This window comes from Escherichia sp. E.sYA108 (genome assembly GCF_011754335.1).
Taxonomy (GTDB): domain Bacteria; phylum Pseudomonadota; class Gammaproteobacteria; order Enterobacterales; family Enterobacteriaceae; genus Escherichia; species Escherichia coli.
In genome coordinates this window covers 1,602,117-1,626,677 of sequence record NZ_JAAQVZ010000001.1, presented here as the reverse complement: position 1 = coordinate 1,626,677, position 24,561 = coordinate 1,602,117, and the positions used below count along the sequence as shown (strand labels likewise).

22 protein-coding genes are annotated in these 24,561 nt (G+C 53.8%); 3 read left to right on the top strand and 19 right to left on the bottom strand.

What is annotated here, in order from left to right; genetic code table 11:
• Positions 1 to 31: 31 nt before the first annotated feature.
• The 8 genes from menE to HBM92_RS07665 all read right to left on the bottom strand — a co-directional run bounded on the left by menE (position 32) and on the right by HBM92_RS07665 (position 7,927).
• Positions 32 to 1,387, bottom strand: a complete 1,356-nt coding sequence (menE, locus tag HBM92_RS07700; RefSeq protein ID WP_000577595.1) for an o-succinylbenzoate--CoA ligase — start codon at positions 1,385 to 1,387, stop codon at positions 32 to 34.
• Positions 1,384 to 2,346, bottom strand: coding sequence for an o-succinylbenzoate synthase (gene menC, locus HBM92_RS07695; protein ID WP_001255606.1), 963 nt, complete (start codon positions 2,344 to 2,346; stop codon positions 1,384 to 1,386). The genes menE and menC overlap by 4 nt, the downstream gene beginning before the upstream one ends.
• Positions 2,346 to 3,203 carry a 1,4-dihydroxy-2-naphthoyl-CoA synthase gene (gene menB / locus HBM92_RS07690; protein WP_000639996.1) on the bottom strand — a complete coding sequence of 286 codons (858 nt, stop codon included), beginning with the start codon at positions 3,201 to 3,203 and terminating at the stop codon, positions 2,346 to 2,348. Before menB ends, menC begins: the two co-directional genes overlap by 1 nt.
• Positions 3,204 to 3,217: 14 nt before the next feature.
• Positions 3,218 to 3,976, bottom strand: a complete 759-nt coding sequence (menH, locus tag HBM92_RS07685) for a 2-succinyl-6-hydroxy-2,4-cyclohexadiene-1-carboxylate synthase (protein WP_000600525.1) — start codon at positions 3,974 to 3,976, stop codon at positions 3,218 to 3,220.
• Entirely contained in the window at positions 3,973 to 5,643 is a 1,671-nt protein-coding gene (gene menD, locus HBM92_RS07680; protein ID WP_000116370.1) for a 2-succinyl-5-enolpyruvyl-6-hydroxy-3-cyclohexene-1-carboxylic-acid synthase, read from the bottom strand. The genes menH and menD overlap by 4 nt, the downstream gene beginning before the upstream one ends.
• Before the next feature lie 88 nt (positions 5,644 to 5,731).
• Positions 5,732 to 7,027: an isochorismate synthase MenF gene (gene menF, locus HBM92_RS07675; protein ID WP_001191383.1), complete on the bottom strand. Its 1,296-nt coding sequence runs from the start codon at positions 7,025 to 7,027 to the stop codon at positions 5,732 to 5,734.
• Between the two features lie 78 nt (positions 7,028 to 7,105).
• Positions 7,106 to 7,411 carry a stress response protein ElaB gene (elaB, locus tag HBM92_RS07670; RefSeq protein WP_000070621.1) on the bottom strand — a complete coding sequence of 102 codons (306 nt, stop codon included), beginning with the start codon at positions 7,409 to 7,411 and terminating at the stop codon, positions 7,106 to 7,108.
• A 54-nt stretch (positions 7,412 to 7,465) separates the two neighbouring features.
• On the bottom strand, positions 7,466 to 7,927 hold the full coding sequence (locus HBM92_RS07665; protein ID WP_000568142.1) for a GNAT family N-acetyltransferase: 462 nt from the start codon (positions 7,925 to 7,927) through the stop codon (positions 7,466 to 7,468).
• A 64-nt stretch (positions 7,928 to 7,991) separates the two neighbouring features.
• Here HBM92_RS07665 and rbn point away from each other — a divergent pair, with 64 nt between their 5' ends.
• Positions 7,992 to 8,909, top strand: a complete 918-nt coding sequence (rbn, locus tag HBM92_RS07660) for a ribonuclease BN (RefSeq protein WP_000420115.1) — start codon at positions 7,992 to 7,994, stop codon at positions 8,907 to 8,909.
• 120 nt (positions 8,910 to 9,029) lie between these two features.
• On the opposite strand, the gene HBM92_RS07655 is transcribed toward rbn, so the two are convergent.
• Positions 9,030 to 10,772 (bottom strand): vWA domain-containing protein, encoded by a 1,743-nt coding sequence (locus tag HBM92_RS07655; protein WP_001244797.1) that lies wholly within the window; start codon positions 10,770 to 10,772, stop codon positions 9,030 to 9,032.
• 147 nt (positions 10,773 to 10,919) lie between these two features.
• On the opposite strand from HBM92_RS07655, the gene HBM92_RS07650 reads away from it, so the two are divergent.
• Together HBM92_RS07650 and HBM92_RS07645 are read left to right on the top strand one after the other, a co-directional pair.
• Positions 10,920 to 11,882, top strand: a complete 963-nt coding sequence (locus HBM92_RS07650) for a M28 family metallopeptidase (protein WP_032140951.1) — start codon at positions 10,920 to 10,922, stop codon at positions 11,880 to 11,882.
• A gap of 102 nt (positions 11,883 to 11,984) precedes the next feature.
• Positions 11,985 to 12,488: a YfbM family protein gene (locus HBM92_RS07645; RefSeq protein ID WP_000525373.1), complete on the top strand. Its 504-nt coding sequence runs from the start codon at positions 11,985 to 11,987 to the stop codon at positions 12,486 to 12,488.
• 66 nt (positions 12,489 to 12,554) lie between these two features.
• Here the strand turns inward: HBM92_RS07645 and nuoN are convergent, their stop codons facing one another.
• The 10 genes from nuoN to nuoE all read right to left on the bottom strand — a co-directional run bounded on the left by nuoN (position 12,555) and on the right by nuoE (position 24,559).
• A complete protein-coding gene (gene nuoN, locus HBM92_RS07640; protein WP_000156712.1) occupies positions 12,555 to 14,012 on the bottom strand; it encodes an NADH-quinone oxidoreductase subunit NuoN in 1,458 nt (485 codons plus the stop codon).
• A 6-nt stretch (positions 14,013 to 14,018) separates the two neighbouring features.
• Positions 14,019 to 15,548 (bottom strand): NADH-quinone oxidoreductase subunit M, encoded by a 1,530-nt coding sequence (gene nuoM, locus HBM92_RS07635; RefSeq protein WP_000926460.1) that lies wholly within the window; start codon positions 15,546 to 15,548, stop codon positions 14,019 to 14,021.
• A 163-nt stretch (positions 15,549 to 15,711) separates the two neighbouring features.
• Entirely contained in the window at positions 15,712 to 17,553 is a 1,842-nt protein-coding gene (gene nuoL / locus HBM92_RS07630) for an NADH-quinone oxidoreductase subunit L (protein WP_001056618.1), read from the bottom strand.
• The gene (nuoK, locus tag HBM92_RS07625; RefSeq protein ID WP_000612644.1) at positions 17,550 to 17,852 is read right to left on the bottom strand and encodes an NADH-quinone oxidoreductase subunit NuoK; all 303 of its coding nucleotides are present in this window, start codon (positions 17,850 to 17,852) and stop codon (positions 17,550 to 17,552) included. Before nuoK ends, nuoL begins: the two co-directional genes overlap by 4 nt.
• Positions 17,849 to 18,403 carry an NADH-quinone oxidoreductase subunit J gene (gene nuoJ, locus HBM92_RS07620; protein WP_000393511.1) on the bottom strand — a complete coding sequence of 185 codons (555 nt, stop codon included), beginning with the start codon at positions 18,401 to 18,403 and terminating at the stop codon, positions 17,849 to 17,851. Before nuoJ ends, nuoK begins: the two co-directional genes overlap by 4 nt.
• Before the next feature lie 11 nt (positions 18,404 to 18,414).
• Positions 18,415 to 18,957, bottom strand: coding sequence for an NADH-quinone oxidoreductase subunit NuoI (gene nuoI, locus HBM92_RS07615; protein WP_000172749.1), 543 nt, complete (start codon positions 18,955 to 18,957; stop codon positions 18,415 to 18,417).
• A 14-nt stretch (positions 18,958 to 18,971) separates the two neighbouring features.
• Entirely contained in the window at positions 18,972 to 19,949 is a 978-nt protein-coding gene (gene nuoH, locus HBM92_RS07610) for an NADH-quinone oxidoreductase subunit NuoH (protein WP_000118512.1), read from the bottom strand.
• Complete coding sequence (nuoG, locus tag HBM92_RS07605) at positions 19,946 to 22,672, bottom strand: NADH-quinone oxidoreductase subunit NuoG (protein WP_001443083.1); 2,727 nt, start codon at positions 22,670 to 22,672, stop codon at positions 19,946 to 19,948. Before nuoG ends, nuoH begins: the two co-directional genes overlap by 4 nt.
• A 52-nt stretch (positions 22,673 to 22,724) precedes the next feature.
• Positions 22,725 to 24,062 carry an NADH-quinone oxidoreductase subunit NuoF gene (gene nuoF / locus HBM92_RS07600; RefSeq protein WP_000789507.1) on the bottom strand — a complete coding sequence of 446 codons (1,338 nt, stop codon included), beginning with the start codon at positions 24,060 to 24,062 and terminating at the stop codon, positions 22,725 to 22,727.
• Positions 24,059 to 24,559 carry an NADH-quinone oxidoreductase subunit NuoE gene (gene nuoE / locus HBM92_RS07595; RefSeq protein ID WP_000545042.1) on the bottom strand — a complete coding sequence of 167 codons (501 nt, stop codon included), beginning with the start codon at positions 24,557 to 24,559 and terminating at the stop codon, positions 24,059 to 24,061. Before nuoE ends, nuoF begins: the two co-directional genes overlap by 4 nt.
• Between the last annotated feature and the right edge of the window lie 2 nt (positions 24,560 to 24,561).

Here is a 24,561-nt window from a genome sequence, read left to right as displayed (position 1 = left end):
GGCAGAAATGAGAAGTGAAACGGAGGGTTAATTATTGCTGGCGTTTCACCCACTCTTTTAGCGCCTGACGTGAAATTTTAATACCGCCGTTTTTCAGCTCCGGCGGCAGAGTCAGCCAGCGCACCGGTTGTTGAAAACGAGCCAGCTTATCTTTCACCCATTCGTCAAGATCAACGCTTTGCTGGTCATACTCCACCACCGCTACCGGCCGATGACCAAACTCCTTGTCGGCAACGGGAACGATAAACACCTGCAAAACCGCAGGATGTGCAGCAATAACGCGCTCGACTTCTTCCGGCTGAATACCCTCACCGCCACTGAAGAATAGATTGTCTAAACGTCCGACAATGGTCAACTTGCCATTATACATCTCACCGCGATCGCGCGTGGCGTACCAGCCTTCGTCATTAACCAGTGGAACCCGTTGCCCATTACGCCAGTAACCTTCTGCCATACTGGCAGCCCGCAGCCACACTTCATCATTAACGATTTTCACTTCCCGACCCGGCAGCGGCGAACCAACGTCTGCCAGACCGTCGGCTTCTTTCGCACACACCGTGGAGGCAAACTCGGTCAGACCATAGCCGCAAAAGCACCGAATCCCCTGCTCGCGCGCCTGTTCCGTCAACTCGACCGGGATAGCCGCGCCGCCAAGTAAAACCGCTTTCAGGGAAACGGAACTACGGTTAACCAGCAAACGCCAGAGTTGTGTTGGCACCAGTGAAGCGTGAGTACAACCTGCCAGCATTTGCTCCAATGGCTGTTTATCACGCACCGTCATCCGCGCACCAGCGTATAACCAGCGCCACATAATTCCCTGACCGGAGACGTGAAACAGCGGTAAAGAGAGCAACCAGTCATCGTGATCACCAAAAGGAATCAGCGATAACACCCCTTCGGCGCTGGCAAGATGAGCCTGATAAGTATGAACAGCGGCTTTCGGCAAGCCAGTGGAACCAGAGGTTAACGTCATTGAGCACAGACGCGTCGGCTGCCACGCCGCGGCATGTGCGCCTTCAACCAGCTGAATGTGCAGCGACGCTAACGCCGGAAACGTGTTTTCCCCTTCCGGCACCAGCGCAAATTGCAGCGTAAGATTGGGCAGCAATTCCTCAAGCAGCGGTTGCGGCAGCTGAGGGTTCACGGGCAACACCCGCGCCCCGCATTGCAGTAACGCCAGCCAGGCCAGCAGCGTTTGCGGCGTATTCCACGCCCGCAACATCACGCCGCTGCCCTCAACCACACCCTGCACCGCAAAGCTGGAGGCTAATTCATCGACGCGAGCACAAAGCTCGCGCCAGTTGAGTTGCTCGTCATTGAGACGTAAGGCGATGGCTTCTCCCCGCACTTGCCGCCAGTGACGCCACGGCCAGTCAGAGAAGATCATAACAGCTGCTCCAGTGCATCAACGTCCACTAACGGCAGCAGGCTCCCCGGCCAGCGACGAACCTGCTGCGCCTGCATCAGATCCAGCGTGTCCAGTCCCGGAATGGTGTCTGGCGTTAACCAGGCAGCAATCCGCGCCAGTTGCGTTAGACCTAAGCTCGACTCAATGGAAGAACTGATCACCGCCGTCAGCCCCAGCGCATGCGCCGCCTGCACTTGCTCGCGTACTTTATCCAGGCTGCCCGTGAGCGTGGGTTTGATAACTACCGCGCGCACGCCCTCTTCAGCTACAAAGGCAAAATCCGGCTCGCGCAAGCTTTCATCCCAGGCAATGGCAATGCCGGTTTCACGGGCAAACGCACGCGAATCATCGCGGGTTTTGCACGGCTCTTCGAGAAACGCGATGCGGTGGCGATAATCCGGGTTAACGTATTTGGCAAACTGCTGGCCTTTCAGCGGTGTCCAGGCGCGGTTCGCGTCAAGACGCAAATGCAGATCAGGAATTGCCTCCAGCAACAGATTCACCACCATGCCGTCGCGCACGGCTTCGTACAATCCCACTTTGACCTTCGCCACTTTCTCGCCAGGCATATCGGCAAGTTTGAGGATCAGATCGTCAGGATCGCCATTACACAGCGGTGCCGCACGGTAATTGGCCGCCTGCGGGAGCGTATCTGCCAGCTCCGCCAATGCACAACTTACGCCAAAGGCAACGGAAGGCATCTGCGGTAATTCGCAATCGCCTGCCAGCCAGTTATTTACCCAGGCAAGCAGCACACTTTGCGCCTCTTCCCAGGTTTCCTGACTGAAGCCCGGCAGTGGGGAGATCTCCCCCCACCCTTCGCGCTCGCCCTCACGCAGGCAAACATACAGCCCGTCGCGGGTTTTTAACCGCCTGTCGCGCAGAACCACCCCCGCGTCCATGGGGATCTGCCAGCGGTATACCTGCGCGCTACGCATTACGGATTCCGTTTAAATTTGCTGAAATCAGGCTGACGTTTCTGGTTGAAAGCGTTGCGACCTTCCTGACCTTCTTCCGTCATATAGAACAGCATGGTGGCGTTGCCCGCCAGCTCCTGCAGCCCCGCCTGCCCGTCACAGTCGGCGTTCAGTGCAGCTTTCAGGCAGCGCAGCGCCATCGGGCTGTTTTGCAACATTTCGCGGCACCAACGGACGGTTTCTTTTTCCAGATCCGCCAGCGGTACAACGGTGTTCACCAGACCCATATCCAGCGCCTGTTTCGCGTCGTACTGACGGCACAGGAACCAGATTTCACGCGCTTTTTTCTGTCCAACGATGCGAGCCATGTAGGAAGCGCCCCAGCCGCCGTCGAAGGAACCGACTTTCGGGCCAGTCTGACCGAAGATGGCATTATCAGCCGCGATAGTCAGGTCGCACATCATGTGCAGGACGTGACCGCCACCGATGGAGTAGCCAGCCACCATCGCGACAACCGGTTTTGGACAGGTACGGATCTGACGCTGGAAGTCCAGCACGTTCAGGTGATGTACGCCGGAATCATCTTTATAGCCGCCGTAATCACCACGTACTTTCTGGTCACCACCGGAGCAGAACGCTTTATCGCCTGCACCAGTCAGAATGATCACGCCGATGTTGTCGTCATAACGCGCATCCGCCAGCGCCTGGATCATCTCTTTTACCGTCAGAGGACGGAAGGCATTGCGCACCTGCGGACGATTAATGGTGATTTTTGCGATACCGTCGGTGGATTTTTCATAACGAATGTCCTCAAAACCTTCGGAGCAGTCGTGCCATTCAACCGGTGCGTAAAGCATTGCTTCATCAGGATAAATCATATTGTGTCCTTTAGTCAGAAACGCAAGATCTGCGCCAGACTTGCGATTACGCCAGCGGGATTTTCCCGGTGCGCGTTATGTCCGGCGCGAGGAATGACATGGCAGTCGGCAGCCAGTTCCGCCGCCAGAGCGCGGAATTTGCTGTCACGTTCACCACATAAATAATAAAACGCAAATGTGCGGGCGCTAAGGTTAGCACGTAAATCGGGCTGGACGGCGAGAGAAGTCGCCTCCAGCATGGCGGCAAGGGTTGCGCCATTATTGTTGCTGCGCAGCGCCACCAGCTCCCGGCGTTGATCGTCATTGAGCGAGGCAAAAACAGGCTGTTGATACCAATCGGCAAATACCGCCGTTAACGGTTCTGTACGAAAACGCTGCGCCCATTGGCGATCGGAACGCTGACGTTCCGCGCGTTGTTCAGCATTTTGCAATCCAGGATGCCCGCCTTCGACAACAACTCCACAAAGCCCCGCCAGCTCCTGGCAAGCCGCCATCATCGCCACCCGTCCGCCAAGCGAGTACCCCACCAGCCAGAAGTTAAGGATGTTGTAACTAACCAGCGTTTTACACAATAAGCCGGTGACATCATCAAATCCATCGACGCTGATCGTCGCTGAACCACCGTGACCTGGGAGATCAACATACAACCGCGAGTAGTCGGCAAACGCCTCGCCCACTTCTTGCCATTCATGGCAATCGCCAGAAAAACCGTGCAAAAACACCAACCAGGGTAAACCTGGTTTGCCGTGTTTTGCCTGCGCGTGCAGGATCATAAATGGCTTACCTGCGCCAGAAGTTGCTGGAGCGTTTGCGCACCATCGGTGTCGTTAACCACCATTTCAATCACCGTGGTGGTCGGCGTACGCCAGGCATCGACTAGTGTCGTTTCAAGTTCCTGCCAGTTTTGCGGACGATGATATTTCAGCTCGAACATCGCGGCGGCGTGCTCAAAATGGACGTTTTGCGGCATCAGATAGAAACGCTCGCGCTCGCTTTTCGGCGTTGGCAACAGCGAAAAAATTTGCCCGCCGTTGTTGTTCACCACAATTAATACCAGCGGTGCGGAAACCTGGCGCAATAACGCCAGCGCGTTGAGATCGTAAAGTGCGGAGAGATCGCCCACAATCGCCAGCGTCGGTTTGCCGCTTGCCCGCTGAACGCCGGCGGCAGTCGAGAGCAGCCCGTCGATACCGCTGGCACCACGGTTGCTGTACACCGGGTAACCTGCCGGAAGTTGCGAAAGCGCATCAATCAGACGCACCACCAGGCTGTTACCGACAAACAATTGCCCCTGTTCAGGCAAGTAGTCGCTGATGCGATGCGCCAGTTGCGCTTCGCCAAACGCATCGCGACGGGCAATAACCGCCTGCATTGCCTGTTCCGCCAGGCGCGGGATTTCAACGCACCAGGGCTGGCGTTTTTCTGCCGGATGCAGCTCCAGCCAGTCGGCAATATTGGCAATTAAGCGACGTCCGCGATGGTGTGCCGGATCAAGTCGCCCTTCAATGTCATCAACAATCCAGTACTCTTCTGGTTCACAGCTTGCCTGCCATTGGAGGAGTCGTTTCCCCGTCAGGCTGCTTCCCAGTTGCACCACTATTTGTGCCTGTTGCAGTTCGCTGGTCGCTTTGGCATTGCCTAACCAGAGATCGGCACACGGCAGCGGCTGTCCGGTTTGCGACAGCACGTCGCCAATCAGCGGCCAGCCAAGAGTTTGCGCCCACAGTGCAACTTTTTTGCCCTCTTCCGCACTCATGCGCCCGGCAACCACCACGCCGCGCTTTTGTCGCCAGAAGAACCAGTCACGCTGTTTTTCACTTTCCCGACGAGGCGCTTCACGCAGCCACGGTTTGTCGTCCTGCCACCAGTCGCCCAGCCGCTGTTGCCAGCTAATCCCGGTGTCGTCCATTTCGCCATACAGCGGTTCAGCAAACGGGCAGTTGATATGGACTCCACCAGCATGAAGCGTACCGAGAGCGTGGTCGATGGTAGAAACCAGCCAACGTGCGGGGATATCCTGGGTCGGGCGCGGCAGTGAAATACTGTGCGTGGGGTGAGAGGCGAACATTCCCGGCTGACGAATCGCCTGATTCGCGCCGCAGTCAATCAGCTCCGGCGGGCGATCGGCGGTTAACAGGATCAGTTTTTCTCCGGTTAACCCAGCTTCAATCAGTGCCGGATAGAGATTTGCTACCGCCGTGCCGGAGGTCACAATCACCGCCACCGGCTGCTTGCTGACTTTCGCCAGCCCCAGTGCCAGATGCCCCAGTCCACGCTCATCGAAATGGGTATGATGAATAAATGCGGAATTCTCCGCCGCCGCTAACGTTAACGGTGTAGAACGCGAGCCAGGGGCGATACAGATGTGTCTGACGCCGTGACGCGTTAATGCTTCCAGAATGACCGCCGCCCAGCGTCGGTTAAATGCGCTTACTGACATGAGTTTGTCCGGTATCAATATTGCGGCTAAGTATAAGGAGCTACAAAAATAGATTATTGATATGAATCGGTAATGATGCGACTCATTACTATTCCATTTGTAATAAAGTACGCAGCCCTGCCGCTTTGTTGTCGATTTCCTGCCACTCTTGCTCGGGGTCGGAACCACGGACAATGCCTGCGCCAGCATATAGCCGCACGATATTGCCGCTGATTTTTGCTGAGCGCAGGGAAACGCAGAATTCACTTTGCTGTAATGAGAGATAGCCCGCAGAACCGGCGTACCATTCTCGAGTGAACGGTTCGTGACGGGCGATAAACTGTCGCGCCAGATCGCGCGGTAAGCCAGCAACTGCTGCCGTTGGCTGCAACTGATGTAAACAGATCACATCATCCGCTTTGTTGAGTGAAGTCCAGATACAGCGGCGAAGATGCTGTACTTTACGTAGACGCAGTACCTGCGGCGGTAAAACATCCAGCGTTTGGGTATCGGCCTGCAATCGTTGGCAGATATCTTCCACCACCAACATGTTCTCGCGCTGGTTTTTATCATCCGCCATCAGCCACTCACCTAACTGCTGCGCCTGCTTATCATCAGGATGATTTGCTACCGTTCCCGCCAGCGCTTCGGTACGCAGCGCTTTGTCACGCCGCCGCCATAACCGTTCCGGTGAAGAACCAAGAAAAGCATTTTCGCCATCAAAGGCCATGTAAAAATGGTAGCAATTCAGATTGAGCCGACGACTGGCAGCCATCATCGCTGCCGCATTGACCGGACTTGCGAAATGCAGGTCGGTTGCCCGAGCAAGCACAACTTTGTCGAGCTCGCCTTCGGCGATGGTTTTCGTTGCCAGTTCGATTAATTGCGTCCAGCCCGTTTTGTCCGGCCAGTGTTGTTCTCGCGTGGTGGTAAAATGTAATCCAGGCAAGGGCTTGATACTCACCAGTGTGGCGATAAATTCTTTTGCCTTGATTGCATCGTGCTGAAGGGAGCTTTCGCTGAATAGCGTCAGCCGCAGCGTGGCTTTACCGCCACAACGTCGCCATTCCAGGCGTGGTAAAAGTAAATTGCCCTGCGACGGGTCAAACGCATTCAACCCCCAGATGCGTAAGTCGGCGTGTTCCGGGTGCTGGCGAAGAAACCGTTGTGCCTGGTCCAACGACGTAAAACGGGTTATCGCACCCAGGACGGCAGCTTCTTCATCACCATTACGTTGTTGCCAGTAGAATTGCGGGTACGTTTGCTGACTGGCCAGCCAGCTCAAGGCATCAAAAGCGTCTTTGAGAGGGAAAGGAATATCGATAACCCGAATGCCGGGTGTCGCCGGAATCTCTTGCGACAAATGGCGCAGTAGATTTTCCAGCGCCGTAGTAAGTGATTGCACGCGGACCTCTCCCTGTTAAAAGCCTCACATTATACGGGGTACGACAAAAAAAATGCAGTACCCCGGTGTAGGGAGGTTTTAACGGCGTGCCAGCAACAGTCCTAGAACCAGCCCAACGGCCGCACCCACACCAATTCCTTGCCAGGGTTTTTCGTGGACGTAGTCATCAGCACGATAAACAGCCTGCTTCGCCCGATAGTAATAACTGTCTGAAGCCTGGCTAACCCGTTTTTTCACATCATCCAGCGCTTTTTCTGCACGCGCTTTCAGCTCAACATATTTCTGATCGGCGGGATCGCCAGAGGAGCGGAGCACCTCTTCCAGTGTTTCACTAAGCAGCGTCAGGTCATCATCAATACGTGTATCACCAAACTGATTAGACATTCTCGTTCTCCATTTGTGTAAAACCTGTCACTAACTATAGACAAGGGTTATTGATTACGCCTGAATTACCTCGCGTGCCATCCCAATGTGTGGGATACCATCTTCTTCATAAATATCGGTCACAGGGATGAAACCAAATTGCCCATAAAAGTTTTGTAAATGCGCCTGCGCCCCCAGATAAATCGGCTTCTCCGGCCAGCGGCGAGTACACGATTCCAGCGCCTTACTCATCAATTGCTGACCGATTTTTTCACCGCGTAAGGCTTCGCTGACAATCACCCGACCAATCACAACGGGTTGCAGTTCGTCGTCACTTTTCAGAATCCTCGCATACGCCACCAGTGTCCCGTTATGCCAACCGAGAATGTGGCGATTTTCTCCCTCCAGATCGTCACCATCGATATCCTGGTAAGGACAGTTTTGTTCCACTACAAATACCGCACAACGCAGTTGTAATAAGGCATAAAGCTGAGAAACGGATAAATCAGAATGATGCAGATCTTGCCAGTCGATCATGGAAGGCTCCTTTGTGCTGTTTGCTTTATACTAGCCGGAATATTTTCAGCAGCGTGATGAACTCATGGAATTAATTTTTTTAGGTACTTCAGCCGGTGTGCCAACCCGTACGCGTAATGTCACGGCAATATTGCTTAACCTGCAACATCCGACCCAGAGCGGACTTTGGTTATTTGACTGCGGTGAAGGCACCCAGCATCAGCTACTGCATACCGCCTTTAACCCTGGAAAACTGGACAAGATTTTTATCAGTCACCTTCATGGCGATCATCTCTTTGGTTTACCCGGCTTACTGTGCAGTCGTTCTATGTCAGGCATTATCCAACCCTTAACGATTTATGGTCCGCACGGTATCCGTGAATTTGTGGAGACCGCGCTGCGGATTAGCGGCTCATGGACCGATTATCCGCTGGAAATTGTCGAAATTGGTGCTGGCGAAATTTTCGATGATGGCCTGCGCAAAGTGACCGCTTATCCGATGGAACACCCACTGGAATGTTATGGTTATCGTATTGAAGAACATGATAAACCAGGTGCATTAAATGCCCAGGCATTAAAAGCTGCTGGCGTGCCGCCTGGCCCGCTGTTTCAGGAATTAAAAGCGGGCAAAACAATCATGCTGGATGATGGAAGGCAGATTAATGGCGCAGATTACTTAGCCGTTCCAGTGCCGGGTAAAGCGCTCGCTATTTTCGGCGATACCGGCCCCTGCGATGCCGCGCTGGAGCTGGCTAAAGGCGTCGACGTAATGGTTCACGAAGCGACTCTGGATATGGCGATGGAGGCCAAAGCCAACAGTCGCGGCCATAGTTCTACACGCCAGGCGGCGGCACTAGCCCGTGAGGCTGGAGTCGGTAAGCTAATCATTACCCACGTCAGCTCGCGCTATGATGACAAAGGTTGTCAGCACCTGTTACGTGAATGTCGGTCAATTTTCCCGGCGACTGAACTGGCGAATGATTTCGCGGTGTTTAGCATTTAAGTCGAAAGCGGTGGTTAGTTAGCAGATTAATTTAACGATACCAACGCATTTATTTGACATTTTTTCATCTGTTTGCCGGATACGTTTGATGTCGATATCAGGCAAACAGAATTATCATTTTTAGTTTTGTGAATTGTCCAGATCTTTCGCCAGTCCAATCAGGCGAATAAATTCCGCTCTGTAACCCTGTGGATCTTCCCCTTTTGCCTTCTGAGCCCACTGTTTGATCTGCTGCCAGGAGGTATTATTCAGGTATTCAGAACCGCGTAACTTTTGCCCATATGCAGCCACTGCTGCGCGAAAACGCATATCTTCTGAAGGTGCCTTTATTGCGAATGCCAACGGGAATTCAACTAACTGACTTTCTTTTCCCTGTGGGGATTTCCAACGAATCTTTAACCAGGCAAGTTCTTTTGTTTTGTCCGATTTCGCTGATTTGTTATCCGGGGCATAGCGTAACTTATCAATTGATGCTTTTTGCCCTTTCAGCGTTAATTCAAATAAAAATGTTATATGTTTACCTGCGCCAATATCACCCGCATCAACGTTGTCGTTATTAAAATCCTCTGCCCTAAGTTGGCGCTTTTCATAACCTATCTGACGGTATTCCGTTACCCACGCGGGGTTAAACTCAATTTGCGCTTTGACATCTTTTGCTACGGTAATCAACGTCTGCCGCATTTCACTGTTCAACACTTTCTGCGCCTCTGAGAGGGTATCAATGTAGCTATAGTTGCCGTTACCAACATCGGCAATTCTTACCATCATTGCCTCGTTATAATTGCTATCCCCCACGCCAAGCGTCGACAGAGTAACACCGGACTCACGCTGTTTTTTGACCATTGATTCAATCGATTTTGGATCGTCAATGCCAACGTTAAAGTCACCGTCAGTGGCCAATAAAATGCGATTGATACCACCTTTAATAAACCCCTTCGCTGCCTGCTGATAAGCCATCTCCAGCCCGGCACCGCCATTGGTACTGCCTTCTGCATCCAGCGAATCAATTGCAGCATTAATTTCCGCCTTGTGACTACCGGAGATAGAAGGCAACGCAATACGAGAGTCGCCAGCGTAGGTCACGATGGCAATGTTATCCTGCTCACGAAGTTCTTTGACCAATAATTTCAACGAAGACTGGATAAGTGGCAAACGTTCATCAGAAATCATTGAACCAGACGTGTCGATAAGAAAGACCAGATTAGAAGCGGGTAACTCTTCACTTTTGCGATCTTTCGCCAGGATATCAACTTTCAGCAATGTTCGCTGTTCATTCCAGGGTGCAGGTGCCAATTCGTAGCGCATAGCGAAAGGTATTGGCTTAGAGGCCGGAATAGATTGTTTGTCTTTGATATCCCAGTCAGACGGGAAATAATTGACTATCTCCTCCACCCGCACAGCGTCTGGCGGAGGTAACAGCCCTTGATTAAGGAAACGCCGCACATTCGCATAACTGCCGGTATCGACGTCAAGGCTAAACGTCGCCAACGGGTTTTGCGCTACCTGCTTAACCGGATTATCATCGAACTGCTGGTAGCGAGCGGTTCCTGGATTTGCGATTTGGGAGGCTGCTTTTTCTCTGGCTGCATGTTGATATTTTGGAGCCGCCTGCAATCGCCCCAGCAAAGCCTGTTTGTCTGAATATTGTTGCACTTCTTGCTGGGCTAAGGCTTTCGCGTCTGCAGCGGCTTTGGCGGCGCTTTGCTCAGCCACTTTTGTTGCCGCTTGTTGCGCGGCAAGCACTTGCTGGTCAGTGGGTGTAGTAGATTGTTGTTGCTGACTTTTCTTATCCTCAGGTTCCGGCCCACATCCTGACAAAATCAAACTACTTATAAGCAACATGATTATATTTTTATTTCGCATATAAAATCCTTTTAAATAAATTCAGGGCCCCGACATAAAATACACTCTTTGTATAATCCTGCTAATCTTAATAAAATACAATATCGAAACCCATAACAAATAATGATTCAACAACGCAACCCATTAATAATTTGCATATGAAAAAAAATAAATTTTGCTTTTATTATATTATTTCTGTTTTCACTCCCTCTGATTATTTTTTACCAACCCTGGGTGAATGCATTACCGCCAACGCCCCGACACGCAAGTCCTGAGCAATTAGAAAAAACAGTTCGTTATCTTACACAAACAGTGCATCCACGTAGCGCCGACAATATTGATAATCTGAATAGGTCCGCAGAGTATATAAAAGAGGTCTTTATCAGTAACGGTGCCAGAGTTACCGCGCAGGATGTCCCCATTACGGGTGGCCCCTACAAAAACATTGTTGCTAATTATGGTCCTGCCGATGGACCGCTGATTATTATTGGTGCGCACTATGACTCTGTCAGTAGTTATGAAAACGATCAATTGACCTATACGCCGGGCGCGGATGATAACGCCAGCGGCGTGGCAGGATTACTCGAACTGGCACGTTTGTTACAGCAGCAGACTCCAGGGATTGGCGTCCAACTGGTCGCCTATGCGTCGGAAGAACCGCCCTTCTTTCGTAGCGATGAAATGGGGAGCGCGGTACATGCAGCTTCGCTTGAGCGTCCAGTGAAATTAATGATAGCGCTGGAGATGATTGGTTATTACGACTCTACGCCTGGTAGCCAGGATTACCCTTACCCGGCAATGTCCTGGCTTTATCCCGATCGGGGAGACTTTATTGCCGTGGTCGGCAGAATGCAGGATATCAACGCCGTTCGTCAGGTAAAAGCGGCATTGTTGTCATCCCGGGATTTATCTGTTTATTCTATGAATGCCCCAGGTTTTATTCCCGGTATTGATTTCTCTGATCACCTTAATTATTGGCAACACGATATTCCCGCCGTAATGATTACTGACACCGCTTTTTATCGTAATAAACAATACCACTTGCCCGGTGATATCGCAGACAGATTAAATTATCAGAAAATGGCTCAGGTAGTGGATGGAGTTACAACCTTGTTATACAACAGTAAATAATAAAAATTTCTCGAGGCGGATCCAGAAAAAGCAACATGCGCATTTTATTTTCTTTCGTCTGTTTTAAGATGCGAAACATGAAATTCAACGGAGGAAAAATAAATGGGAATGATTGGCTATTTTGCAGAAATTGACTCAGAAAAGATTAACCAACTGCTTGAGTCTACTAAAAAACCTTTGATGGATAATATACATGACACGCTTTCAGGATTACGCCGACTGGATATTGATAAACGCTGGGATTTTTTACACTTTGGGCTGACAGGCACCTCTGCGTTCGATCCAGCGAAGAATGACCCGCTGAGTCGCGCCGTGCTTGGTGAACACAGCCTAGAAGATGGCATAGATGGCTTCCTGGGATTGACCTGGAATCAGGAGTTAGCCGCGACAATCGACCGACTGGAATCACTGGATCGAAGTGAGCTGCGTAAACAGTTTTCCATTAAGCGACTCAATGAAATGGAGATTTATCCGGGAGTAACCTTTTCAGAAGAGTTAGAGGGGCAACTCTTTGCTTCGATCATGCTTGATATGGAAAAGCTGATTAGCGCGTATCGACGTATGCTGCGACAAGGGAATCATGCGCTGACGGTTATTGTTGGGTGATGGTGTCAGGGCACCAAAAAAAACCGCCGAACATGTCGGCGGCTTTCTGACTTACAAACTGACTGTTTACATCAGCGGCATTGCTAACCGCACAATGCTAATCAGCGGTTGTGGCCATACACCCAGCACCAGTACCAACAGTGCAGAGATCAGCACCACGATACCGCCTGCGCTGTACTGCCAGTTTGATGGTGCATCGCGACCCGGTTGTTCCGGAGCGTGCAGGTATAAGCTCACCGCCACGCGCAGGTAGTAGTAAAGGCCGATTGCCGAACCAACAACCACGGCACCCACCAGCCACCACAAGTGTGCCTGGACACCGACCGCCAGCACGTAGAACTTACCGATAAAGCCCAGCGTCATTGGGATACCAGCCAGTGAAAGCATCATCACCGTCATCACTGCCGCGAGGATCGGACGATGCCAGAACAGACCGCGGTAAGAGAACAGGGAATCAGCATCCGGGCCACGATACGGGCTGGACATCAGGCTGACCACGCCGAACGCGCCGAGGCTGCTGAACAGATAACCGACCAGGTAAACCCCTACCGCTTCCATCGACATCTCGCCGGTTTGCAGCGCAATCAGCGCCACCAGCAGATAGCCGAGGTGAGAGATAGATGAGTAACCGAGCAGACGTTTGATATTGGTCTGGCTCAGCGCCATCAGGTTACCGAAGATGATGGAGGCAAAGGCGATAATCGCCAGCACTACGCGAATCGCTTCACTGTCACCCACCGGTGCGTAAAGGAACAAACGCATCACCACGCCGAAGATAGCGATTTTGCTCGCCGTCGCCAGGAAAGTGGAAACCGGCGCAGGCGCGCCCTGGTATACGTCTGGCGTCCACAGGTGGAACGGCACCAGAGAGAGTTTGAAACCGAGGCCAACAATCATCAGGCCAAAACCTGCCAGCAACAGCGGCTCGTTGAGCATACCGTCGCCGAGGTTTTTACCCAGTGCGACAAACGACAGGTCGCCAGACTGCGCATACACCAGCGCCATACCGAACAGCAGGAAAGAAGACGCTGCGGCAGAAAGGATGGTGTATTTGATACTGGCTTCCAGCGAACGTTTCTGGCGGAAAGCGTAACCGACCAGGCCAAACAGCGGCAAAGAGATCAGTTCGATACCGAGGAACAGAGACGCCAGATGGTTGGCATTCGCCAGCAGGATCCCGCCCAGCGCGGCAATTAACACCAACAGGTAGAACTCGTCCTTGTTGTCGTTATAGCCTTCAAGCCACGGGTAGGCGAAAGTACAGGTGGCGAGGCTCGCCAACAATACCAGCCCGGTGTAAAGCATGGCGAAACCATCAACGCGCATCAGCGGCGTAACGTCCATAGCGCCCGCCTGGCCGACAAACCAGAGCGAAACCAGCGCCGCGTTAAGCCCAATAACCGAGAGCGTAGCGTTGAGGAAATGATTGCGTCGCCACGCAATGGAGAGCATCACAACCACCACCGTCAAGCCGACGATCAGCAACGGTAGCAGTGCGATCAGGTTTTGTGGAGTTATTGTCATGGCGATTTACGGCCTTGTAGTAGTAACGGAATTAACAAACCACTGCTGGATATTGCCAATCGCGGAGTGCGAGGTATCCAGAATCGGCTGCGGATAGAAGCCCAGCAGTACCAGCAGCACCACCAGCAACAGGATCATAAACAGCTCACGCAGCGACATCCCTGGCAGTTCCTGGCTGGCAATCTGGCTTTTCGCTTTGCCGAAGTAAGCGCGATGCAGCATCGCCAGCGAATAAACAGATGCAAAGACCAGCCCAAAGGTAGAGATAACGGTAATCACCGGGACAACCTGGAAGCTGCCGAACAGAATCATAAATTCGCCGACGAAGTTACCGGTGCCAGGCATCCCAAGCGTTGCCACCGCAAAGAACAGCGACAGTGCTGGCAGCCATTTCATTTTGCTCCACAGACCGCCCATCATGCGCATGTCGCGGGTATGGATACGTTCATAAAGCTGACCACAAAGAATAAACAGACCCGCCGCCGACAAGCCGTGCGCAATCATCTGGATTACCGCGCCCTGGTAGGCCAACTGGCTGCCGGTGTAGATAGCAATCAGCACGAAGCCCATGTGGGAAACCGAGGTGTAGGCGATCAGACGTTTGATATCGGTCTGGGCGAAGGCCATCCACGCACCATAGAAGATGCCGATAACACCCAGCCACATGGCGATTGGCGCAAACTCTGCCGACGCGTTCGGGAACAGCGGCAAGGAGAAACGCAACAGACCGTAAGCGGCGGTTTTCAGCAAGATCCCCGCGAGGTCAACGGAACCGGCGGTCGGTGCCTGGGAGTGCGCATCCGGTAACCAGCCATGCAGCGGAACCACCGGCATTTTCACTGCGAAGGCGATGAAGAAGCCCAGCATCAACAGGTATTCCACGCCGTTAGACATCGGCGTATTCAGCAGCTCTTCATAGTTGAAGGTCCAGACGCCGGTCGCATTGTAGTGAACGAAAACCAGCGCCAGGATGGCGATCAACATCACCAGACCACTCGCCTGGGTGTAAATGAAGAACTTGGTTGCCGCCGTGATACGCGTTTTACCGTCAGAGGCTTTATGCCCCCACAGTGCGATCAGGAAGTACATCGGCACCAGCATCATTTCCCAGAAGAAGAAGAACAGGAACATGTCGATGGCAAGGAACACGCCGATAACGCCGCCCAGGATCCACATCAGGTTGAGGTGGAAGAAGCCCTGATATTTTTCGATCTCTTTCCACGAACAGAGTACCGCCAGCACACCGAGCAGACCGGTCAGCACGACCATCAGCAACGACAGACCGTCAATGGCGAGATGAATAGAGATACCAAAACGCGGGATCCACGGCATGTCGAATTCAGACTGCCACTGCGGAATTCCGGCGGATTGCGTCAGTGAATAACCGCCCTGCAACCACAGTTGCAGCGACAGCGCCAGCGTCAATCCCATGGTTACCAGCGCGATCCAGCGCGGCACCTTGACGCCAAAGCGTTCGGTCTGCCAGCACAGGAAGCCGCCGATAAAGGGAATTAATATTAGCCAGGGTAGTAACATGGCGATCTTTATTCCTTGTAAAAGTCCCGTCAGGACCGGATTTTCAACGAATTCTCACGACAGAAAATTCTCTTCGGACTGGGGGTAGTGTCGGATGCGCCGCGAAGACGGCTTATCCGACCTACGTTCTTATATGCCCAGGGGCAATCCCACAATCCTTAACTCAACGCAGTACCATCAACAGTGCCAGCACCACGACCGCACCGATGCTCATGGATGCCACATACCAGCGCAGATAACCGTTCTCGCTTAACAGCAGACCTTTACCTGCAAAGCGGGAAAGGACAGCCGGGATGTTCATCATTGAGTTCAGCGGATCGCGTTTCAGCAACCAGGCAATACCCAGGAACGGCTTGACGAACACTTTGTCGTACAGCCAGTCAAAGCCCCAGGCGTTGTACCACCAGGTACCCAGCAGACGGCCCGGCGCACTGTTGGCGATGGAGGTCACCAGAGTACGTTTACCCAGCCATAGCCAGGCAGCCAGCAGAATGCCGACCACCGCGACCACGCCAGAGGTAATTTCCAGGGTCAACATGCTGCCGTGCGCCAGCTCCGTCGTTTGCGGAAGCACGCCCTGCAGCGGCGGTACAATCAGTGCGCCAACGAAGGTGGAAAGGATCAGCAGCACAATCAGCGGCAGGCTGTGAGTTACCCCTTTCACGGCGTGAGCGTGAATTTGTTCTTTTCCGTGGAAGACGATGAAAATCATACGGAAGGTGTAAAGCGAGGTCATAAATGCACCGACCAGACCTGCCACCATCAGATTGATATGTCCATTCGCCATCGCACCCGCGAGGATCTCATCCTTACTGAAGAAGCCCGCAGTGACCAGCGGCAGTGCCGACAGTGCTGCGCCGCCCACCAGGAAGCAGAGATAAACCAGCGGAATAGATTTACGCAGACCACCCATCTTAAAGATGTTCTGTTCGTGATGGCAGGCCAGAATGACGGAACCGGATGCCAGGAACAGCAGCGCTTTAAAGAACGCGTGGGTCATCAAGTGGAAAATCGCCGCATCCCATGCCTGCACGCCAAGCGCGAGGAACATGTAGCCAATCTGGCTCATGGTAGAGTAAGCGAGAACACGTTTGATGTCGGTCTGTACCAGCGCCGCAAAACCGGCCAGCAGCAGCGTAACCGCCCCAACAATGCCCACCAGATGCAGAACTTCCGGCGTCATCAGGAACAGGCCGTGGGTACGGGCGATCAGGTAGACACCCGCGGTTACCATTGTTGCGGCGTGGATCAGCGCGGAGACAGGCGTCGGGCCCGCCATCGCGTCGGCAAGCCATGTCTGCAACGGCAACTGAGCAGATTTACCGACCGCACCGCCCAGCAGCATCAGCGTCGCCCACATCAGCATGTTATTGCCGTCAGCAAAGTGCGCTGGTGCCAGTTCCACCATTTCGCGGAAGTTCAGGGTGCCCAGTTCGTTGTAAAGAATGAACAGCGCGAAAGCGAGGAAGACGTCACCCACACGGGTCACGACGAACGCTTTCATTGCCGCTGCGCCATTCTTCGGATCGGTGTAATAGAAACCGATCAGCAGATAGGAGCACAGGCCCACGCCTTCCCAGCCGAGGTACATCAGCAGCAGGTTGTCGGCAAGCACCAGAACTACCATGCTGGCGATGAACAGGTTGGTGTAAGCGAAGAAGCGAGAGTAGCCCTCTTCACCGCGCATATACCAGGAGGCGTACATGTGAATAAGGAAACCCACACCAGTGACCACCGAGAGCATGGTCAGCGACAGGCCGTCCAGCACCAGGTTAAAACCGATGTTAAAGTCGCCTACCGACATCCACGTCCACAGCGGCTGGCTGTATGCCTGCTCACCGTTAGCGAAGAAGTCAACGCCGATAAAGGCAGTTACCAGCGCCGCCAGGCCCACAGAGCCAACGCCGACGATCGCCGAGACGTTTTCAGACCAGCGCCCACGGGAGAACGCCAGCAGGACGAAGCCAATCAATGGCAAAATAATGGTTAAGGCAAGCATGTTCATCCGCGCATCTCACTTACTGAATCGATGTTCAGGTTCTGGCGACGACGGTGAAGTTGCAGCAGCAGCGCAAGGCCGATACTCGCTTCCGCCGCCGCGAGGCTGATGGCGAGAATGTACATCACCTGACCGTCGGTCTGGCCCCAGTAGCTTCCGGCGACCACAAAGGCCAGCGCAGAGGCGTTAATCATGATTTCCAGACCAATCAGCATAAACAGCAGATTGCGACGGATAACCAGACCGGTTAAGCCAAGAACGAATAAGATTGCCGCGAGGATCAGTCCATGTTGTAAGGGGATCATGCGTGCTCCTCCGTTTTTCTTTTCGCGCTGTCGTCTTTACGATTGCTCAGCACTTCACCCGCACGCTCTTCACGACCGACGTGGAAGGCCACAACCAGACCCGCGAGCAGCAGCATAGAAGCCAGTTCCACCGCCAGTACGTAAGGCCCGAACAGCGTAATACCCACTGCTTTAGCACTGATTGGCGTACCGTCGATACCTTGATCGTTAACACCGAGAATGGCGTAAACAATCACCACCAGCATGATGGCTGACAAAATTGCCGGACCAATCCACACCTGCGGTTTCAGCCACTGGCGTTCCTGTTCGATTTCCGAACCGCCCAGGTTGAGCATCATCACCACAAACACGAACAGCACCATAATGGCACCCGCGTAGACGATAATTTCCAGCGCACCGGCGAAGTAAGCGCCCAGCGAGAAGAACACCCCGGAAATCGCCAGCAGCGAAATAATCAGGTACAGCAGTGCGTGTACCGGATTGGTATGGGTGATCACTCGCAAGGTCGCAAGTATGGCTATCAGGCCACAGATATAAAAAGCGAACTCCATTGCCCCTCTCCTTACGGTAACAGGCTCTTGACGTCGATAGGCTTGGCTTCGTTCTCTGCTTCGCCCTTATCTTTGCCGTCGATTGCCATACCTGCCATCCGGTAGAAGTTATATTCCGGGTATTTGCCCGGACCGGAGATCAGCAGATCCTCTTTCTCGTAAACCAGATCCTGGCGCTTGTATTCCCCCATTTCGAAATCCGGGGTTAACTGAATCGCCGTGGTCGGACAGGCTTCTTCGCACAGACCACAGAAAATGCAGCGTGAGAAGTTGATGCGGAAAAATTCCGGATACCAGCGACCGTCTTTGGTTTCTGCTTTTTGCAGCGAGATACAGCCGACCGGGCAGGCTACCGCGCAGAGGTTACAGGCTACGCAACGCTCTTCGCCGTCCGGATCGCGGGTCAGAACGATACGACCACGATAACGGGGCGGCAGATAGACCGGCTCTTCCGGGTACATTCGCGTTTCGCGTTTGGCGAACGCGTGCAGGCCGATCATCCAGATACTACGAACCTGGGTGCCGAAACCTACTAACAATTCTTTTAAGGTCATGGTCTTATTGCCCCTTATTGCGCCTGCCAGAGAATGACAGCCGCCGTTACCAGCAAGTTGATCAGCGTCAGCGGCAGGCAGATTTTCCAGCCGAAGGACATTACCTGGTCATAACGCGGACGCGGTAACGACGCACGAATCAAAATGAACATCATCATAAAGAACGCGGTTTTCAGCGCGAACCAGATGAATGGCGGTAACAACGGGCCTTGCCAGCCACCGAAGAACAGCGTCACCATCAGTGCAGAGATGGTCACAATCCCGATGTATTCGCCCACGAAGAACAGACCGAACTTCATACCGGAATATTCAATGTGGTAACCATCCGCCAGTTCCTGCTCGGCTTCCGGCTGGTCAAACGGGTGACGGTGACACACCGCCACGCCCGCGATGGCAAAGGTAATAAAACCAAAGAATTGCGGGATGACGTTCCACACATGCGCCTGGCTGTTGACGATGTCGGTCATGTTGAATGAACCGGCCTGCGCCACCACGCCCATCAGGGAAAGCCCGAGGAACACTTCGTAGCTCAGGGTCTGCGCAGAAGCACGCATCGCACCCAGCAGCGAGTATTTGTTGTTACTTGACCAGCCCGCAAACAGCACCGCGTAAACCGCCAGACCTGCCATCATCAGGAAGAACAAAATCCCGATGTTCAGGTCGGCAACCACCCAACCCGGACTGACTGGCACAATTGCAAAGGCCAGCAGCAGCGAGGTAAAGGCAATCATCGGTGCCAGGGTAAAGATGACGCGATCCGAGAATTTCGGGATCCAGTCTTCTTTAAAGAACATTTTGATCATGTCCGCAACCAGCTGGAGCGAACCGCCCCAGCCAACACGGTTAGGTCCATAACGGTTCTGGAACAGACCCAGCAGGCGACGTTCGCCAAAGCTCATGAATGCCCCACAGGTGACTACCACCAGCAGGATCACCACCGCTTTAAGGACGGTCAGCAAGATCTCAATCAGTTCCGGTGATATCCAACTCATTGTTGTGCCTCCTTGAGATCCTCAAGATGCGCGCCAGCCAGCACCGGAGCAATGCCGGACATACCCATCGGCAAGCCCACCTGCCCTGCCGTCAGCCCTTCGGAGATTTCAACCGGCAGCGTGACCATGTTGCCATCGTAACTAAAGGAGACGCGTGTACCTGCGTTCACCCCCAACTTCGCGGCATCCGCTGGGTTGAGTTTGATGTACGGCTGCGGCATACGGCTCTGGAAGACCGGAGCACGCTGTGACAATTCATCGCTGCCAAACAGGTGGTAGTACGGCGCGATACGCCATTTCCCGTCCTGCGGCTGGAAGCGTGCCGGTACGCTGGTGAAGTAATCCAGACTGTTTTCGCTGGTTTCAAACAGACGCACGCCCGGATCGCCAAAACGCAGTTTGCCGCCCACTTCGTCCTGGAATTTGTTCCACGCCTGCGGGGAGTTCCAGCCTGGCGCCCAGGCAAACGGCACTTGCGAACGGTGCGCGGTCGGCTGGTTGTTACCTTCCATCGAGAAGGTAAACATGGTGTCAATATCCTGCGGCTGACGCGGCTCATGAACGCTGATATTGGCGCGCATGGCGGTACGACCACTATAGCGATGCGGTTCACGGGCCAGTTTCTGCCCACGAATACGGAATGTCGCATCCGGCGCAGCATCTTTGATACCTGCCAGTTCCGGGATTTTCGCCACAACAGCGTCAATCACGTGGTCGAGCTGCGTCCAGTCCACTTCACGGCTCAGCAGGGTGCTATGCAGCGAGTGCAGCCAGCGCCAGCTTTCCAGCATGACAGTTTGGCTGTCGTAATAAGCCGGATCGTAAACCTGGAAGAAACGTTGGGCGCGGCCTTCGTTGTTGATCACCGTACCGTCGCTTTCAGCAAAGCTGGCAGCAGAAAGCACCAGATGAGCGTTTTCCATAATCGCTGTGCGTTGATGGTCAACCACCATCACCAGCGGCGCTTTAGCCAGCGCAGCATTCACGCGGGTAGCGGAAGCGTGACGATGCAGATCGTTTTCCAGCACCACCACCGCGTCGGCGCGTCCGGTTTCCAGTTCGGTTAACGCTTCTTCAAGCGATCCACCGCCCATAATGCCCAGCCCCATGCTGTTGACGGAACGGGCAATCATGGTGATACCGACGTCAGCGCCGCGACCTTTCAGGGCTTTCGCCACGTTAGCCGCAGCCTGAATCACTTCAGCGCTACCAGCGTTCGTCCCGGAGATAATCAACGGTTTCTTCGCACCAGCCAGTGCCTGCACGATGACGTCGATTTTGCTTTGCAGCTCAGGTTCAATACCGTCAACCGCTGGTGCAGAGTTATCCAGCGCATGAGCGATGGCAAAACCTAAACGCGCCTGATCTTCAACCGGTGCGCGGTAAGTCCACGCCGCGATATCATCCAGACGGGTGTCATCAACGTTGGTAACAAACAGCGGATGCTTCGCACGTTGACCGATGTTGAGGATTGCCGCAATCTGCCAGTCAGCCACTTTCTGTGCTGCCGCCATTTCGCGCGCTTTACCTTTTACCGCCTGGCGCACCGCCAGCGCAACGCGCGCGCCGGTCTGGGTAACGTCTTCGCCCAGCACCAGTACCGCATCGTAAGATTCGATTTCGCGCAGTGCCGGCGTATAAATGCCGCCTTCACGCAGTACTTTCAGCGCCAGTTGCAGACGTTCCTGCTCACCGTGAGCGATACCGGTATAGAAGTTTTCTTCGCCCACCAGCTCACGCAGCGCAAAGTTGCTTTCCACGCTGGCACGCGGAGAACCAATACCGATGACTTTCTTCGACTGACGCAGAATATCTGCTGCGCCCTGCATTGCCTGTTCGGCGTTGAGGGTAATGAAATCATCGCCACGACGCTGTACTGGCTGACGCGGACGATCTTTCAGGTTGACGTAACCGTAACCGAAACGACCACGGTCGCAGAGGAAGTAGTGGTTTACCGTACCGTTGTAACGGTTTTCGATACGACGCAGTTCGCCATAACGCTCGCCGGGGCTGATGTTACAGCCGATGGAACATTGCTGGCAGATGCTCGGCGCAAACTGCATATCCCATTTACGGTTGTAACGCTCGGAGTGCGTTTTGTCGGTGAATACGCCGGTCGGGCAAATTTCGACCAGGTTACCGGAAAATTCGCTTTCCAGCGTGCCGTCTTCCGGGCGACCGAAGTAGACGTTGTCGTGCGCACCGTAAACGCCCAGGTCCGTACCGTCAGCGTAATCTTTGTAGTAACGCACACAGCGGTAGCAGGCGATGCAGCGGTTCATTTCGTGAGAGATGAATGGCCCCAAATCCTGATTACGGTGGGTACGTTTAGTGAAACGGTAGCGACGGAAGCTGTGTCCGGTCATCACGGTCATATCCTGAAGATGGCAGTTACCGCCTTCTTCACATACTGGACAGTCGTGCGGGTGGTTGGTCATTAACCACTCGACCACACTTTCACGGAACTGTTTCGCTTCTTCGTCGTCAATGGAAATAAAGGTGCCATCGGAAGCCGGTGTCATACAGGACATCACCAGGCGACCACGCGTGTCTTCCGCGTTTTGGTATTGCTTCACCGCACACTGGCGGCAAGCACCGACGCTTCCCAGCGCCGGATGCCAGCAAAAGTAAGGAATATCAAGGCCCAGAGACAGACAAGCTTCCAGCAGGTTGTCCGCTCCGTTGACCTCGTATTCTTTGCCGTCTACATGAATTGTAGCCATTAGCATGCTTCCAGTTTTCTCAGTCAGAGACTGAGCGTTAATCGAAATTCGGTTACCAGCGCTCTTTCAGCAGGTTCGGCTGAATCCCATTAATCAAATGGGTATTGCTGAACGGCTGTTTGATTCCCGCCTCAAATTCTTCGCGGAAATATTTGATGGCGCTCTGTAACGGCTCCACTGCACCAGGTGCGTGGGCACAGAAAGTTTTACCCGGGCCTAAGAATCGACACAGTTGCTCAAGTGTTTCGATATCGCCCGGCTGGCCTTCGCCACGCTCCAGCGCACGCAGAATTTTCACGCTCCACGGCAGACCGTCGCGGCATGGCGTACACCAGCCGCAGGACTCACGGGCGAAAAACTCTTCCAGGTTACGCACCAGCGACACCATGTTGATCTCGTGGTCAACCGCCATCGCCAGCGCCGTACCCAGACGGCTTCCCGCTTTACCGATACTTTCGAATTCCATCGGCAGGTCAAGGTGCGCTTCGGTCAGGAAGTCAGTCCCCGCGCCGCCTGGCTGCCAGGCTTTGAATTTCAGACCGTCACGCATACCACCGGCGTAGTCTTCGAGGATCTCGCGTGCGGTGGTGCCGAACGGCAGTTCCCACAGACCCGGATTTTTCACCCGACCGGAGAAGCCCATCAGCTTGGTGCCAGCATCTTTACTTTTCGAGATGTTCTGATACCACTCCACGCCGTTAGCGAGGATCGCCGGAACGTTACACAGGGTTTCGACGTTGTTAACGCAGGTTGGTTTACCCCATGCACCGGAGGTTGCCGGGAAGGGCGGTTTCGAGCGTGGGTTAGCGCGACGCCCTTCCAGGGAGTTGATTAACGCTGTTTCTTCACCGCAGATGTAGCGCCCTGCCCCGGTATGGACGAACAGTTCGAAATCGAAACCTGTTCCCATAATGTTTTTGCCAAGCAGACCCGCTTCGGTGGCTTCGGCAATGGCACGACGCAGATTCACTGCCGCTTCGATATATTCGCCGCGCAGGAAGATATAGCCACGGTAAGCTTTCAGCGCAAACGCGGAGATGAGCATGCCTTCCACCAGCAGGTGCGGCAGTTGCTCCATCAGCAGACGGTCTTTATAGGTGCCCGGCTCCATTTCATCGGCGTTACACAGTAGGTAACGGATATTCATGGATTCGTCTTTCGGCATCAGGCTCCACTTCAGGCCAGTCGAGAAGCCTGCGCCACCGCGCCCTTTCAGACCAGAGTCTTTTACCTGATTAACGATTTCGTCCGGAGACAACCCGGTCAGCGCCTTACGCGCGCCTTCGTAACCGTTTTTGCTGCGATATTCGTCCAGCCACACTGGCTGTTTGTCATCGCGCAGACGCCAGGTCAGCGGATGCGTTTCGGGAGTACGGATAATGTTTTTCATTTATACCGCTCCAGCAGTTCAGGGATCGCTTCCGGGGTCAGATGCGCGTGAGTGTCCTCATCGATCATCATGTTTGGCCCTTTATCACAGTTCCCCAGGCAGCAAGTTGGCAGCAGCGTGAAGCGACCGTCAAATGTCGTTTGCCCTGGTTTGATGTTCAGTTTTTTCTCCAGCGCCGCCTGAATACCCTGGTAACCGTTGATGTGACAGACCACGCTGTCGCAATAACGGATCACATGGCGGCCTACTGGCTGACGGAAGATCTGGCTATAAAACGTTGCCACGCCTTCGACGTCGCTCGCCGGAATACCCAGCACATCGGCGATCGCGTGGATCGCGCCATCCGGCACCCAGCCACGCTGCTTCTGAACGATTTTCAGCGCTTCAATGGACGCCGCACGCGGGTCTTCGTAGTGGTGCATCTCGTGCTCAATCGCTTCACGCTCTGCCGCACTCAGCTCAAAAGCCTCGGTTTGTGGTTGTTGATTCTCGTGCATAA

Coding starts and splice junctions, on each gene's coding strand:
- nuoM (WP_000926460.1), bottom strand. CDS start 15,548: ATGTTACTACCCTGGCTAATATTAATTCCCTTTATCGGCGGCTTCCTG.
- menD (WP_000116370.1), bottom strand. CDS start 5,643: ATGTCAGTAAGCGCATTTAACCGACGCTGGGCGGCGGTCATTCTGGAA.
- nuoH (WP_000118512.1), bottom strand. CDS start 19,949: ATGAGTTGGATATCACCGGAACTGATTGAGATCTTGCTGACCGTCCTT.
- nuoL (WP_001056618.1), bottom strand. CDS start 17,553: ATGAACATGCTTGCCTTAACCATTATTTTGCCATTGATTGGCTTCGTC.
- nuoJ (WP_000393511.1), bottom strand. CDS start 18,403: ATGGAGTTCGCTTTTTATATCTGTGGCCTGATAGCCATACTTGCGACC.
- HBM92_RS07645 (WP_000525373.1), top strand. CDS start 11,985: ATGGGAATGATTGGCTATTTTGCAGAAATTGACTCAGAAAAGATTAAC.
- menB (WP_000639996.1), bottom strand. CDS start 3,203: ATGATTTATCCTGATGAAGCAATGCTTTACGCACCGGTTGAATGGCAC.
- nuoI (WP_000172749.1), bottom strand. CDS start 18,957: ATGACCTTAAAAGAATTGTTAGTAGGTTTCGGCACCCAGGTTCGTAGT.
- HBM92_RS07655 (WP_001244797.1), bottom strand. CDS start 10,772: ATGCGAAATAAAAATATAATCATGTTGCTTATAAGTAGTTTGATTTTG.
- nuoK (WP_000612644.1), bottom strand. CDS start 17,852: ATGATCCCCTTACAACATGGACTGATCCTCGCGGCAATCTTATTCGTT.
- menC (WP_001255606.1), bottom strand. CDS start 2,346: ATGCGTAGCGCGCAGGTATACCGCTGGCAGATCCCCATGGACGCGGGG.
- menE (WP_000577595.1), bottom strand. CDS start 1,387: ATGATCTTCTCTGACTGGCCGTGGCGTCACTGGCGGCAAGTGCGGGGA.
- nuoE (WP_000545042.1), bottom strand. CDS start 24,559: ATGCACGAGAATCAACAACCACAAACCGAGGCTTTTGAGCTGAGTGCG.
- rbn (WP_000420115.1), top strand. CDS start 7,992: ATGGAATTAATTTTTTTAGGTACTTCAGCCGGTGTGCCAACCCGTACG.
- nuoG (WP_001443083.1), bottom strand. CDS start 22,672: ATGGCTACAATTCATGTAGACGGCAAAGAATACGAGGTCAACGGAGCG.
- nuoN (WP_000156712.1), bottom strand. CDS start 14,012: ATGACAATAACTCCACAAAACCTGATCGCACTGCTACCGTTGCTGATC.
- nuoF (WP_000789507.1), bottom strand. CDS start 24,062: ATGAAAAACATTATCCGTACTCCCGAAACGCATCCGCTGACCTGGCGT.
- menH (WP_000600525.1), bottom strand. CDS start 3,976: ATGATCCTGCACGCGCAGGCAAAACACGGCAAACCAGGTTTACCCTGG.
- HBM92_RS07665 (WP_000568142.1), bottom strand. CDS start 7,927: ATGATCGACTGGCAAGATCTGCATCATTCTGATTTATCCGTTTCTCAG.
- elaB (WP_000070621.1), bottom strand. CDS start 7,411: ATGTCTAATCAGTTTGGTGATACACGTATTGATGATGACCTGACGCTG.